The sequence below is a fragment of the Neobacillus sp. BF23-41 genome, from assembly GCF_041106275.1.
Genome location: NZ_JBGBPR010000006.1, coordinates 47,813 through 61,708, shown reverse-complemented (window position 1 = coordinate 61,708; position 13,896 = coordinate 47,813). Strand labels below are relative to the sequence as shown.

The following is a 13,896-nucleotide window of genomic DNA, read 5'->3' as shown; positions in this document are numbered from 1 at the left end:
GAAGGTGGATATAAATGGAAAAAAGGAAACTTGTCCTGATTGACGGTAATAGTATTGCTTACCGAGCATTTTTTGCATTACCCCTGCTTAATAACGATAAAGGAATCCACACGAATGCGGTATATGGCTTTACGATGATGTTGATGAAAATTCTTGAAGATGAAAAGCCAACACATATACTTGTCGCATTTGATGCTGGAAAAACTACTTTTCGCCATAAAACCTTTAGTGAGTATAAAGGTGGAAGGCAAAAAACCCCACCCGAACTATCCGAACAATTTCCGTTTATCCGTGATCTTCTTGATGCTTATGGGATTTCCAGGTATGAGCTTGAAAATTATGAGGCCGATGATATCATTGGTACCCTTTCATTAACTGCAGAAAAGGATGGGTACGAAGTAAGAGTCATTTCAGGAGACAAAGATTTAACCCAACTCTCTTCCGCCACTACAACCGTCGGAATTACTCGAAAGGGTATTACGGATATTGAAGAATATACCCCTGAACATGTAGCCGAAAAATATGGACTTACACCAGAACAAATCATTGATATGAAAGGGTTAATGGGTGACCCTTCCGATAATATACCTGGTGTTCCTGGGGTAGGTGAAAAGACAGCGATCAAATTATTGAAGGAGTTTTCGACCCTCGAAAATTTATTAAACTCAGTTGAACAAGTAACTGGGAACAAGCTGAAAGAGAAGCTTGAAGAATTTAAGAACCAAGCATTAATGAGTAAAGAACTTGCTACGATTGAAAGACAAGCACCTGTGGAAGTGGATTTAGAAAACGTCGCATACGAGGGCTTTACGCGCGAAAAATTAGTAGCCTTATTTAAAGAATTAGGCTTTCATTCATTATTGGGCAAGCTTGGAGAAGGTCCAGACACGATTGAAGAGCAGGAACTTGAAGATGTTGATTTTCAAATTCCAACTGAAATAACAGAAGAACTTTTTGCAGACACTAATTATTTTTATGTTGAAATGCTGGATGATAATTATCATTATGCAGAGATTATCGGTTTCTCTCTTGTCAATGAAATAGGACATTTCTACTTGCCAACTGACCTGGCATTACAGTCAGAAGCTTTTAAAAAATGGGCGGAAGATGAGAGTAAAAAGAAAACAGTTTATGATGCCAAACGATCCGAAGTTTCATTAAGAAGGCATGATATTCATTTAAAAGGGGTCGATTTTGATATTCTAATGGCTTCCTATATCATAAATCCTTCAGATAACATTGAAGACCTCGCAGCGATAACGAAAAGATTTGATTTACATAATATCCAATCGGATGAATCGTTTTATGGGAAAGGTGCGAAACGAAAAGTCCCTGAAGTGTCAAAGCTCGGAGAACATCTTGTTCGGAAAAGTCTTGCAATGTCTGATATAAAAGAAAAACTAGAAGATGAATTAAGAAAAAATGAACAGTATGAATTATTTACCGAGCTCGAAATGCCTTTATCCCTGATTTTGGCTGATATGGAATCGTGCGGGATCAAGGTGGAACAGGAACGCCTTCAGACAATGGGTAAGGAGCTAAATGATAGACTCGTCGAGATTGAAGAGAAGATTTGTGAATTAGCAGGCGAAAAGTTTAATATCAACTCACCGAAACAACTTGGTGTAATTTTATTTGAAAAATTAAACCTTCCTTCGTTTAAGAAAACGAAAACAGGTCATTCAACTTCAGCAGATGTATTGGAAAAATTAGCAGAAGATCATGAAATCATCGAGCATATTCTTCTATACAGACAATTAGGTAAGCTTCAATCCACTTATATAGAAGGATTACTGAAGGTTATTAATCCTAAAACGGGAAAAGTCCATACCAGGTATCAACAAACTTTAACTGCGACTGGCAGATTAAGTTCAATTGATCCTAATTTGCAAAATATACCGATTCGCCTTGAAGAGGGACGTAAAATCCGCCAAGCCTTTGTTCCATCAGAGGAAGGCTGGATCATTTTTGCAGCCGACTATTCACAGATCGAACTGCGTGTCCTTGCTGATATTGCTGGTGATGAAAAGCTGATTCAGGCCTTCAAAGAGGACATGGATATTCATACAAAAACAGCAATGGAAGTTTTTCATGTCAATAAGGATGAGGTAACCTCCAATATGAGGCGTCAGGCCAAGGCTGTTAACTTTGGAATTGTTTATGGAATCAGTGATTACGGTCTGTCCCAATCCTTAGGAATTACAAGGAAAGAAGCTGGTCAATTCATTAATCGTTATCTGGATACCTATCCAGGTGTCAAAGAATACATGGATGATATTATTCACTCGGCAAAACAAAAGGGCTATGTCTCCACTTTGATGCAGCGAAGAAGATACCTTCCTGAAATAACAGCTCGTAATTTTAACATCAGAAGCTTTGCAGAAAGGACAGCCATGAATACTCCAATTCAGGGCAGTGCCGCAGATATCATAAAAAAAGCAATGATTGATATGGACGATGCTTTAAAGGACAAGGGCTTAAAGACGCGCCTCTTACTTCAAGTCCACGATGAATTGATATTTGAAGCACCTGAGGACGAATTGGAAATTTTAAAGAAGTTAGTCCCAGACGTGATGGAAAATGCCCTCGAATTGAAGGTGCCGTTGAAAGTGGACTATGCCTATGGACCAACTTGGTTTGACGCCAAATAAAAGGGGGACCCCTCAGCAATGCCGGAGCTTCCAGAAGTAGAAACCGTAAGGAAAACGTTAAAAAAATTAGTTGTCAATAAAACCATCAAAGATATCTCCGTCTTTTGGCCAAAAATCATTAAAAGCCCACTTGAAGTGGAACAATTTGTCGATGCTTTAGTAGGGGAGACCATTGTTGATGTAGGCAGAAGAGGGAAATTTTTAATCATTTATACGGATCATTTCGCGTTAGTATCGCATTTGAGAATGGAAGGAAAGTACGGGCTTTATCCTAAGGAAGAACCCTTTGATAAACATACACATGTACTCTTTCACTTTACAGATGGAACAGAATTAAGGTATAGGGACGTTCGGAAATTTGGAACGATGCACTTATATAAAAAAGGGGACGAATTCTTAACGGAACCGCTCATAGGGCTTGGCCCTGAACCTTTTTCAGAGGAATTTACGGTAGAGTACTTGACTAAGAAGGTTGAAAAAACGAATCGAAAAATTAAAACAGCACTATTGGACCAAAAACTTTTTGTGGGGCTCGGTAATATCTATGTGGATGAGGCACTTTTTCGGGCAGGTATACACCCAGAACGTATTGCTAACACATTAAATAAAAATGAACTTGCCGTTCTTCACCGTGAAATTGTTGCGACCTTAAGCGAAGCCGTCAAAAAGGGCGGAAGTACGATCCGCTCATATGTTAACTCCCAAGGGGAAATAGGTATGTTTCAGCTTGAATTATACGCATATGGTCGTAAAGGGGAAGAGTGTAAACGATGTGGAACACCTTTAGAAAAAACGACCGTAGGGGGCAGAGGGACCCATTACTGCCCGCAGTGCCAAAAGATTTAAGGGGGATAAAAAAGTAGAAAAAGTGAGAATTGAATAATATTAACCTTTGATAGGCTCCTGCCATATACTATCGTAATGATTTTGGAGGAAGGAGCCCTAGACATCATGGTTCAGTTGTTCTCACTTCTCATACTTGCTTTTGCTCTCAGCCTTGATAGCTTTAGCGTGGGTTTTACCTATGGACTAAGGAAAATGGTCATGCCGATCCGATCAGTGATTATTATTGCAAGTTGCTCGGCTATTTCTTTAATGATTGCCGTGTCAATTGGGCATGGACTTGAAAAAGTTCTATCTCCAAGTATTACGGCAAGCCTAGGGGGAATCATTCTAATTGCTCTTGGTGCATGGGTTTTGTTTCAATTTTTCAAACCAGAAAAAGAAAAAGACGTACTAGAACATGAAAAAACAATCGTAAATTTTGAAATTAAATCCCTAGGATTAGCCATCAATATCTTGAAAAAGCCGATGTCGGCTGACTTTGACCAATCGGGTACGATTACGGGGATCGAAGCTTTAATGTTAGGCTTTGCCTTGTCGCTGGATGCCTTTGGAGCCGGGATTGGTGCAGCGATGCTTGGTTTCTCTCCCTTTTATTTAGCATTTACTGTCGCGATTATGAGCTCGTTATTTGTTCTATTAGGGATAAAAAGTGGAACTTTTTTTCATAAGTTTGATTGGATCCAAAAGTTCACGTTTTTGCCAGGGATTTTATTAATCATAATTGGAATATGGAAGTTATGAATCTAGAAAGGAAAAGACCATGTCATTAGTTATCGGTTTAACAGGCGGAATCGCCAGTGGAAAAAGCACAGTCTCTAACTTTTTCAAAGAAATGGATATCACTGTAGTCGATGCAGATATAGAATCACGCCTAGCGGTAATGAAAGGTGAATCCGCTTATTTTAAGATTATTGAAGAGTTTGGCCGTGATATTTTATTGGAAGATGGTGAAATTGACAGGCAAAAGCTTGGCACAATTATTTTCCATCACGCTGAAAAACGGCAAATTTTAAACGAAATCGTCCACCCCGAGGTTAGAAAAAGAATGAGGGACCAAGTCGATCAGGCAATAAAAAACAGTGAAGAAGTGGTTGTTCTTGATATTCCTTTATTATTTGAAAGTAAACTTACGTATATGGTGGATAAAACGTTACTTGTTTATGTTGACGATGAAACACAATTAAAAAGATTAATCGAGAGAAATAATCTATCAGTTGAGGATGCCGAAGCAAGGATTCGTTCTCAGATGCCCCTGTCTGAAAAAATAAGGCTCGCGGATGCTGTAATTGATAACAATGGTTCGATCGCAGATACAAAAAAACAACTTCTTGAAATTTTAGTCCAGTTTGGCATCGATATAAATAATCTTAAGTAATGGGAGAGAAGGGCAACCTTCTCTTTTTTTCTGTTTCTAAGTTGCCTGAATTATAAAACATTTTAAAAATCCGCAGTTTATTCATCACAATTAAACCTAAATATGTTATACTAATTACAACAATACAAGTATTAAGTATGACATTAATACGAAAAGGGGATGTAAAATGAAGACGAGAGTTGCAATAAACGGTTTTGGGAGAATTGGCAGGATGGTTTTTAGAAAAGCGATCCTTGAAAATAAGCTTGAGGTTGTTGCCATAAATGCAAGCTATCCAGCGGAGACATTAGCACATTTACTTAAATACGATACAAATCATGGACCATTTCAGGGAGAAGTTATCCCTTTAGATGATGAGTTAATCGTCAATGGCAAAAGAATTAAACTATTAAGCAGTCGTAATCCAGAGGAGCTTCCCTGGAGAGAGTTTGGTATTGATATTGTTATAGAGGCGACAGGAAAGTTTAATGCTCGTGAAGCGGCGGCACTGCACTTAGAAGCAGGAGCCAGGAAAGTGATCTTAACTGCACCAGGGAAAAATGAGGATGTAACAATTGTAATGGGTGTTAATGAAGAAATGCTTGATATCAAGCATCATGACATTATCTCTAATGCATCATGTACCACCAACTGCCTTGCACCTGTTGCAAAGGTGTTAGATGAAAAGTTTGGCATTGAATGCGGATTAATGACAACGATTCATGCCTATACAAATGATCAAAAAAATATCGATAACCCTCACAAAGATTTACGAAGGGCTCGTGCATGTGGACAATCTATCATTCCAACAACAACAGGAGCGGCCAAGGCGATTTCACTTGTGTTACCACACTTAAAAGGTAAATTACATGGGATGTCACTTCGTGTGCCAACACCAAACGTGTCACTTGTTGACTTAGTAGTTGATCTTAATCAAGATGTGACCCTTGATGATGTCAATAACGCATTTATTGAAGCGGCAAATGGCCCATTAAAAGGCATTTTGGATTTGACGATGGAACCATTAGTATCCGTTGACTTTAATACCAATGAACATTCTGCCATCATTGATGGTCTTTCTACAATGGTGATGGGAACAAGAAAAGTAAAGGTTTTAGCATGGTATGATAATGAGTGGGGGTATTCTTCACGTGTCGTGGATCTCACCATGTATGTTGCAGAGGAAATAGCAAAATCATCACAAATAAAGGTCGGATAAAATGCTGTCGATAGACAGCATTTTTTTTGCCTTGCTTGAGCCATCTGGGTGTTTTTTGCATAAAATAGCTTTGATTTAGTGTGTTTTTATCGAATGAAAAATGGAACATGCCCATTAACCTTGTTACAAAATAAACATATAAAGTTTTTTATATTGATAGGTTGCAAAAAAAATATAAACAAAGTATACTAGTCATCGTGAACTTCTTGAAATCAGGTAGCTATTAATTACTTAAAGGGTTAGGACCTCTCTGGACTAACTTTCCCCCGTGGTAGTTACTCGGATACCGTCAATAACAGGATTTCAAGGAAGAACATAAAAGGTTAGAGGGGGAAAAATGAATATGGAAACAATGGGACGTCACGTAATCTCTGAGCTTTGGGGATGCGACTTTGAAAAATTAAATGATATGAATTTTATTGAAACAACTTTTGTTGAAGCAGCTCTTAGATCAGGTGCGGAAATCCGTGAAGTAGCATTTCATAAATTTGCCCCACAAGGTGTAAGTGGTGTGGTTATTATCTCTGAATCACATCTTACCATTCACAGCTTCCCTGAACATGGATATGCCAGCATAGATGTATACACTTGCGGCGATTTGAATCCTAATGTTGCGGCCGATTATATTGCTGAGGCATTAAATGCACAAACACGTGAAAATATTGAAATTCCGCGTGGCATGGGTCCAGTTCATGTAAAACAGGCAAAAGTTTTATAGTCACTATAAAAACAATTAACGTAGAGGTGTATTTATACATACACCTCTTTTTATATTTTCTATACTAATGTTGTACAATAAGAACAAAGCTACATCATGGGAGGAATAGTATGGCTATGTTAGGTAACCTATTTATTCGTTTTAAAAAGCAAATTGAGACTTCAGATCAGATTAAGGATGATTCCTTAAAAACGCATTATTATAAGGCGATGTTTAATCAATTATTTGCATCTGTTGAAAAGTTATTCCATGAAGATGCTGATTGCCGGGTCACCACGGTTTCTAAAGAACATGGAGAAATTGCTGTTGAAATCAGTAAACCAATCCCCTGCTTTCTAATTGTTACAATTGTGGGAGTAAAGCCAATGGAAACAGCGGTAGACTTTAATATTTCATCTGAAAAATTTTCCTTACTCGGCACCTATCCCGATTTAAAAAAGCGGATTAATTATTATTACGAGCGAATTAATCAATTACATACCTTTATAGGAATAAAAAACTCCTAGTACTACTACTTGTATAAAGATAGTCTTTTTTATAAGATGAAAGTAAGCGTTTTTGTTCGGGAGTAAAGTGTAGATTTGGAGTTGATTACAATGAAATGCCCATCTTGTCAAAATTATGGTACACGCGTCCTCGACTCTCGCCCAGTTGATGAAGGTCGAGCAACACGGAGGAGACGCGAATGTGAAGAATGTGGGTATCGTTTTACTACGTTTGAGAAGATTGAAGAGATCCCGCTGATTGTAGTCAAGAAAGAAGGTACCCGAGAAGAGTTTAGCCGTGATAAAATATTACGTGGCTTGATTAAGGCATGTGAGAAGCGGCCGGTGGCCTTAAAGGAATTAGAAGATATAACGCATGGTGTTGAAAAGGATCTGAGGAGTCAGGGTATTTCTGAAATAAAAAGTGAAGCAATCGGTGAAATGGTCATGGACAGGCTGGCACATGTGGACGAAGTCGCCTATGTACGGTTTGCATCCGTTTACCGTCAGTTTAAAGATATTAATGTTTTTATTGAAGAATTAAAAGAATTAATCAAAAAAGAAAAATCTTAAGAGCTAAAGAGTTTTTGGTCTTTGGCTCTTTTTGCTTAGAAAAGCGGAAGCTAGACAGTTTTTAATGGTAACAAGAAAGGTTGGAGTGATATGGCGCAGCATTGGCAGGAAATTCTCCCTATCGACCGTTATATAGTTGCGGCTGATGGGCTGTTGCATGAGTATGACCGTAAAGTGCTGACGTTTTTATATCAGCCCTTGATTGGGTCAACTTGCTTTAGTTTGTATATGACGCTCTGGGCGGAGTTAGAGGAAAATCGGCTCTGGTCTGAGTCTTCCACTCATCATTTATTGATGAATCTCTTAGAGATGAACTTAAAGGATATTTACGAAGCCAGATTGAAGCTTGAAGGCATTGGTTTATTAAAGACGCGTGTCAAAACAGATGAAGGGGGACGGTCCTTCATCTATGAACTGCATCCACCTTTAAGTCCTGAGCAATTCTTTTTAGATGGGATGTTAAATATTTATCTTTATCGAAAAATTGGAAAAAACCATTTCTCTCGTCTGAAGCGCTTTTTTAGTGATCAACAAAAGCCAAGGGAAGACGAGTATGTAGATGTTACAAGAGCCTTTCAGGACGTGTTTGCATCAGGAGCCCCTGGCAGTATGCAATATATTCAAGCCCTTTCCGAAGAATTACAAGAGGAAGAAAATCAACAGTTTATTGGTCGAAATGAGCCGAGTCCGATCCAAATTGGTGTGGACACGTTTGATTTTGATTTGTTAACAGCAGGGCTGAATGAATCACTTGTTCCCAAAAAATCGCTAACACCAAAAGTAAAAACTGTAATTAGTAATCTTGCATTTCTGTACCAAATTGATGCAATCGAAATGAAAAATTTCATCTTGGGTGCTATTAACGAGCATGAAGAAATTGATATTGAGGACTTGAGAAAGGGGGCTCGTGATTGGTATCAATTTGTCAATTACGATCAACTTCCGAGTCTTATTAACCGAACACAACCAATCGTTCATCAAACTCAAATAACCGAACCTAAAACACAGGAAGAAAAATTAATTCGCTCTTATGAGACGACCCCGCCACTCATCGTTTTTAAAGAAATCTCGGGCGGTGTTGAACCTTCGAATGCCAATTTGAAAACCTTAGAAGAGATCATGATTAAATATAAACTTCCCCCAGGTGTGGTAAATGTCCTAATTGAAGTGGTTATGAGAAAAACGGACATGAAATTTACAAAGGGTTTTGTCGAGTCAATCGCTAGTCATTGGGCAAGGAAACAAGTGAAAACGGTGAAAGAAGCGATGGAGCTCGCGAAGAATGAGGAACATAAGGTAACAGAAAGCAAAAAAACTACAAGATCGTCTAATAAAAAACCAATTCGGACAGAGTTAATTCCTGACTGGTTTGATGAAAGTACGAAAGATGCAGACAAAGATCCCGCGCAAGGAAACAACAGTGAAGTTGAAGCGAAAAAGCGTGCGATTGAAGAAAAGTTAAAAGCGTTTCGCAAATAGGGGGTGACCAAAATTGGAAAAAATCAATCGAACATTGAAAAGATTAGCTTCTAATGAAAGCTTTCAAAAACGATATGAACAACAACGCAGGCAAGTTCTTGAAAATCCGGATATTCAAGCCTTTTTAGCACAACATCAAAATGAGATTGATCAATCCATGATTGATAAAAGCATGAGTAAACTGTACGAGTATACGAACCAAAGCAAGGAATGCCACAAATGTGAAAGTCTGGATAGCTGCATCAATTTCATGAAGGGATATCACCCAGAATTGGTATTATCTCGAAACTCCATTGATGTTGTTTATAAACGCTGTCCTCGAAAAATCATGGCAGATGAAAAAAAGAAAAATGAAAAACTAATCAAAAGTCTATATGTGCCAAGAGACATACTTGAGGCCACCTTTGAAGACTTTGAAGGAGACTCAGGCAGGCTGGATGCCGGAGATAAGGCTGCAACCTTTTTAATGAATTATGAGGCAGGTAAAAAACCAAAGGGCCTCTTTCTTTACGGGAAATTCGGTGTCGGGAAGTCCTATCTATTAGGGGCAATCGCCAATGAATTGGCAAAAAAACAGATTTCTTCGATGATTGTCTATGTCCCTGAACTATTAAGGGAAATGAAAAGTTCGATTGCAGATTCAACTTTGAATGAGAAAATTGAAGCATTAAAAAGAGAACCGATTCTAATGCTTGATGATATTGGTGCAGAAGCTGTCTCGAGTTGGACAAGAGATGAAGTTTTAGGGCCAATTTTACAGTTCCGTATGCTTGAAAGTCTGCCGACATTTTTCACCTCAAACTTTAATTTTGGGGAGCTGGAGCATCATCTAACCTACAGCCAGCGGGGCGAAGAAGAGAAAATGAAAGCCCGACGAATCATGGAGAGAATCCGCTCCCTGAGTGTGCCAGTGATGGTCGATGGTCCAAATAGACGGGAATAAAACGTGTTTTCCGGATTGCTGAAACAGGTCAGCAGTCTTTTTTTTGTATTTTTTTCTGTAAATAACAAAAGCAACTGTCAGCTAACTTCTATTTTAGCCAAGTCCCCCATATATATTAACAAAGATTGGCTTAAAGGGGGGATTTGGTTGGCGGAAATCATCTTCCAAAGCAAGCTGGATGCTCAAAAGTTTTATTACCACTTGCTGGAGTACTTACCAAATAATTATGATAAAGAAACTATTCTTCTAATAGAAGATCAACATATAGTAAAATTTTTAGGTAGCTTCTTATCCATTGAAATTTCTACTATGGTTAAAAATGCATTTTACGAATTTATTACGAACATAAAACGTGACGATTGGTTCAGGGAAATATTAAAAAACCGTTATTTTTATGAGGATCTAGAAGTACAACAACAAATAATGGAAATTATCTATTCCATTATTGAAGGTCAAAGAGAAGATCTGATTGTCTTTTTGAAGGATTCAAATGAAGAGCCTAATATTAAAGCTGCCATCGAGTATATCTTTCAGGATGATATTTCTTTTTCGTTTGACTCCTTTCATAAATTTCGTTTGCGGCCATACCTCCAGTTACTGGAAGGTTATGTTGAGATTGCCATTGATGAATATAAAATGGAGCAGGAGTATCAAATGTTTGTGCAAATGCTCAGGGACTTTTTACTGAACAGGGAACCAAAAATGGACGTTCTTCATTTATTGTTTGACGAGGAAATTACTTTTTATAACGACCAGTTTGTAGAGATGAAAAGAGCTGAATTAATTAGATTGATTGACCGAAAGTTACTTGTTAATCATCCCGTTTATGTCGATTCTGCTTCCATTGCACCACTTTTATCGCTTGCGCCTACAACTATTTTTCTGTACACAAAAGACCCAGAAGAACCCTTGGTTCGAACAATCAAAAACATCTTTGAAGAAAGAGTAACTGTGAAATCGTTTGCGTCCATCCGTGAAGTTAAAAAATGGGCGGCAGATAATAATTCTTCGGAACACCATGCTTGAGGTACAGGAATTTTTGTAATAATTTGTTTTTGTAGGTTGATGTCCCTTGATTTTTAGGGAATTAGTCATTATAATAACGTACATAGAATATTCATAGCAAAAGTAATGATAAGGATAACAGTATTTTTTACGGTTTCTAGAGAGGGAGGACAGGGCTGAAAGCCTCCTAACACGAAAATAATACTTACCACCTTTAAACTTCAGCAGTGAACACTTCATGTTTCCGTGAAGTCAGTAATTGTTGACGGCCACAGCCGTTAACTGACCAAAGTCATTTTCAATGTGTGTCATTCGAAAATGAAAAATTGGGTGGAACCACGTGTTTATCAAAACTCGTCCCTATTCCAGGGACGGGTTTTTTTATTTTTCAATAAAACTAGGGAAAATGTCTAGCTGCAGCGCCTAGGGGCTCTATGGTCTACTGCCAATCCGTCGAGAAGGTTAAAGAACAACCTTCCCGCCGGCTTGTCATATGCTTGGCTACAGAAAGCTACCGCTTTCTGTACGCATTAAGGGAGACTAAGTCGCTGGCGGCACTTCGCTTGCCAGTGACAAATCTCCCTATATCGCCCCTGACCAAGGCGCTTCCGCTTTTCTAATTACAAAGGAGGAATTACCATGTCAGACGTTGTTAAGATTTCGTTTCCAGATGGGGCAGTAAAGGAGTTCCCACGTGGAACAACAACGGAAGATATCGCCGCTTCCATCAGCCCCGGCCTAAAGAAAAAAGCGATTGCCGGTAAATGGAACGGTCAACTATATGATCTTCGCCGTCCAATTAATGAAGACGGTTCAATAGAAATCGTCGTCCCTGATTCCGTAGACGCATTAGAGATTTTACGGCACAGTACAGCACACTTAATGGCACAGGCTGTTAAAAGGCTTTATCCTGGGGTGAATTTAGGAGTAGGTCCTGTTATTGAAGGTGGTTTTTATTATGATATGGACCTTGAGGAATCATTAACTCCAGAAGATCTGCCAAGGATTGAAAAGGAAATGGCGAAAATCGTCAATGAAAATATTGAAATTGTTCGCAAGGAAGTAAGTCGTGCGGATGCTGTTCAGCTATTTAAAGAAGCGGGTGACCCTTACAAGCTGGAACTAATCGAGGCGATTCCTGATGAGGAAACAGTGACAATCTATGAGCAAGGTGACTTTTTTGACCTTTGCCGCGGTGTCCATGTTCCATCGACAGGAAAAATCAAAGAATTTAAATTGTTAAGCATTGCGGGTGCCTATTGGCGCGGTGACAGCAAAAATAAAATGTTACAGCGTATTTACGGAACTGCCTTCTTTAAGAAAGAGGATTTAGCTGAGCATCTTCGTTTGCTTGAAGAAGCGAAAGAACGTGACCACCGTAAAATTGGTAAAGAGTTAAACCTTTTCACTAGTAACCAATTGGTAGGACAGGGATTACCGTTATGGCTTCCGAAAGGCGCAACAATTCGTCGTGTGGTTGAACGTTATATTGTTGATAAAGAACAGCGTCTGGGTTATGACCATGTGTACACTCCGGTCATGGGCAGTGTTGATTTATATAAGACTTCAGGTCACTGGGATCATTACCAGGAAGATATGTTCCCAATCATGGAAATGGACAATGAACAATTGGTTCTTCGTCCAATGAACTGTCCACATCATATGATGGTGTACAAGAACAGCATTCACAGCTATCGTGAACTTCCAATCCGAATTGCCGAACTTGGAACAATGCATCGCTATGAAATGTCTGGTGCCCTTTCAGGACTACAGCGGGTTCGTGGAATGACTTTAAATGATGCACATATTTTTGTTCGTCCTGACCAAATTAAAGATGAATTCAAACGGGTTGTTAACCTAATCTTAGCGGTCTATAAAGACTTTGATATTAATGACTATTCCTTCCGTTTATCTTACCGTGACCCGCAAGATACTGAAAAGTATTTTGACGATGACGCGATGTGGGAAAAAGCACAATCGATGCTGAAGGATGCCATGGATGATCTTGGTCTTAACTACTATGAGGCAGAAGGAGAAGCTGCATTCTACGGTCCTAAGCTTGACGTTCAAGTTAAGACAGCTCTAGGGAAAGAAGAAACACTTTCCACTGTTCAATTAGACTTCTTATTACCGGAACGTTTTGATTTAACATATGTTGGCGAGGACGGCAAGCAGCATCGTCCAGTCGTTATCCACCGTGGAGTTGTGTCAACAATGGAACGATTTGTTGCCTTCTTAATTGAAGAATACAAAGGCGCTTTCCCTACTTGGCTGGCTCCAGTACAGGTACAGGTTATTCCAGTATCTCCTGGTGCGCATTATGATTATGCTAAGCAAGTACAGGAGCAACTTCAAAATGAAGGCTTACGTGTCGAATTGGATGGCCGTGATGAAAAAATCGGCTATAAAATTCGCGAAGCTCAAATGCAAAAAATACCATATATGCTGGTTGTTGGTGATAAAGAAGTCGAAGACCAAGCTGTCAATGTCCGTAAATATGGTGAACAAAACTCAGAAACAAAGCCATTTTCAGAGTTTTTAGCAGCAATCGTTGCTGAAGTGAAAAGAGGATAATTTTTATTCGGAAGAGGGAGCAATCTCTCTTTCTTTTTTTAAAATAAAA

The 13,896-nt window shown here is 38.8% G+C and carries 12 protein-coding genes and 1 other annotated feature; all 12 genes read left to right on the top strand.

All coding sequences use genetic code 11. The annotated features are described in order from the left end of the window. The first annotated feature begins 14 nt into the window (after positions 1 to 14). Positions 15 to 2,651: a DNA polymerase I gene (polA, locus tag AB7942_RS11790; protein ID WP_369446993.1), complete on the top strand. Its 2,637-nt coding sequence runs from the start codon at positions 15 to 17 to the stop codon at positions 2,649 to 2,651. 18 nt (positions 2,652 to 2,669) lie between these two features. Continuing rightward, positions 2,670 to 3,497 carry a DNA-formamidopyrimidine glycosylase gene (mutM, locus tag AB7942_RS11785; RefSeq protein ID WP_088089219.1) on the top strand — a complete coding sequence of 276 codons (828 nt, stop codon included), beginning with the start codon at positions 2,670 to 2,672 and terminating at the stop codon, positions 3,495 to 3,497. Between the two features lie 105 nt (positions 3,498 to 3,602). After that, the gene (gene ytaF, locus AB7942_RS11780; protein ID WP_215001023.1) at positions 3,603 to 4,238 is read left to right on the top strand and encodes a sporulation membrane protein YtaF; all 636 of its coding nucleotides are present in this window, start codon (positions 3,603 to 3,605) and stop codon (positions 4,236 to 4,238) included. Between the two features lie 19 nt (positions 4,239 to 4,257). Continuing rightward, the gene (gene coaE, locus AB7942_RS11775) at positions 4,258 to 4,872 is read left to right on the top strand and encodes a dephospho-CoA kinase (RefSeq protein ID WP_369446992.1); all 615 of its coding nucleotides are present in this window, start codon (positions 4,258 to 4,260) and stop codon (positions 4,870 to 4,872) included. A gap of 166 nt (positions 4,873 to 5,038) precedes the next feature. Next, complete coding sequence (locus AB7942_RS11770; RefSeq protein WP_369446991.1) at positions 5,039 to 6,070, top strand: glyceraldehyde-3-phosphate dehydrogenase; 1,032 nt, start codon at positions 5,039 to 5,041, stop codon at positions 6,068 to 6,070. A 343-nt stretch (positions 6,071 to 6,413) separates the two neighbouring features. Further along, entirely contained in the window at positions 6,414 to 6,788 is a 375-nt protein-coding gene (gene speD / locus AB7942_RS11765) for an adenosylmethionine decarboxylase (protein ID WP_088089215.1), read from the top strand. A 110-nt stretch (positions 6,789 to 6,898) separates the two neighbouring features. Next, positions 6,899 to 7,294 carry a hypothetical protein gene (locus AB7942_RS11760; protein ID WP_335712479.1) on the top strand — a complete coding sequence of 132 codons (396 nt, stop codon included), beginning with the start codon at positions 6,899 to 6,901 and terminating at the stop codon, positions 7,292 to 7,294. Positions 7,295 to 7,384: 90 nt separating this feature from the next. Then, on the top strand, positions 7,385 to 7,846 hold the full coding sequence (gene nrdR, locus AB7942_RS11755) for a transcriptional regulator NrdR (RefSeq protein ID WP_369446990.1): 462 nt from the start codon (positions 7,385 to 7,387) through the stop codon (positions 7,844 to 7,846). 90 nt (positions 7,847 to 7,936) lie between these two features. Further along, positions 7,937 to 9,325, top strand: coding sequence for a replication initiation and membrane attachment family protein (locus AB7942_RS11750; RefSeq protein ID WP_369446989.1), 1,389 nt, complete (start codon positions 7,937 to 7,939; stop codon positions 9,323 to 9,325). A gap of 13 nt (positions 9,326 to 9,338) precedes the next feature. Then, positions 9,339 to 10,268 (top strand): primosomal protein DnaI, encoded by a 930-nt coding sequence (gene dnaI, locus AB7942_RS11745; protein WP_369446988.1) that lies wholly within the window; start codon positions 9,339 to 9,341, stop codon positions 10,266 to 10,268. 147 nt (positions 10,269 to 10,415) lie between these two features. After that, positions 10,416 to 11,294: a sporulation protein YtxC gene (ytxC, locus tag AB7942_RS11740; protein WP_369446987.1), complete on the top strand. Its 879-nt coding sequence runs from the start codon at positions 10,416 to 10,418 to the stop codon at positions 11,292 to 11,294. 96 nt (positions 11,295 to 11,390) lie between these two features. Next, positions 11,391 to 11,638: a binding site (T-box leader), on the top strand. 274 nt (positions 11,639 to 11,912) lie between these two features. Then, positions 11,913 to 13,847, top strand: coding sequence for a threonine--tRNA ligase (gene thrS, locus AB7942_RS11735; protein ID WP_369446986.1), 1,935 nt, complete (start codon positions 11,913 to 11,915; stop codon positions 13,845 to 13,847). Positions 13,848 to 13,896 lie beyond the last annotated feature (49 nt).

Coding starts and splice junctions, on each gene's coding strand:
- polA (WP_369446993.1), top strand. CDS start 15: ATGGAAAAAAGGAAACTTGTCCTGATTGACGGTAATAGTATTGCTTAC.
- mutM (WP_088089219.1), top strand. CDS start 2,670: ATGCCGGAGCTTCCAGAAGTAGAAACCGTAAGGAAAACGTTAAAAAAA.
- ytaF (WP_215001023.1), top strand. CDS start 3,603: ATGGTTCAGTTGTTCTCACTTCTCATACTTGCTTTTGCTCTCAGCCTT.
- coaE (WP_369446992.1), top strand. CDS start 4,258: ATGTCATTAGTTATCGGTTTAACAGGCGGAATCGCCAGTGGAAAAAGC.
- AB7942_RS11770 (WP_369446991.1), top strand. CDS start 5,039: ATGAAGACGAGAGTTGCAATAAACGGTTTTGGGAGAATTGGCAGGATG.
- speD (WP_088089215.1), top strand. CDS start 6,414: ATGGAAACAATGGGACGTCACGTAATCTCTGAGCTTTGGGGATGCGAC.
- AB7942_RS11760 (WP_335712479.1), top strand. CDS start 6,899: ATGGCTATGTTAGGTAACCTATTTATTCGTTTTAAAAAGCAAATTGAG.
- nrdR (WP_369446990.1), top strand. CDS start 7,385: ATGAAATGCCCATCTTGTCAAAATTATGGTACACGCGTCCTCGACTCT.
- AB7942_RS11750 (WP_369446989.1), top strand. CDS start 7,937: ATGGCGCAGCATTGGCAGGAAATTCTCCCTATCGACCGTTATATAGTT.
- thrS (WP_369446986.1), top strand. CDS start 11,913: ATGTCAGACGTTGTTAAGATTTCGTTTCCAGATGGGGCAGTAAAGGAG.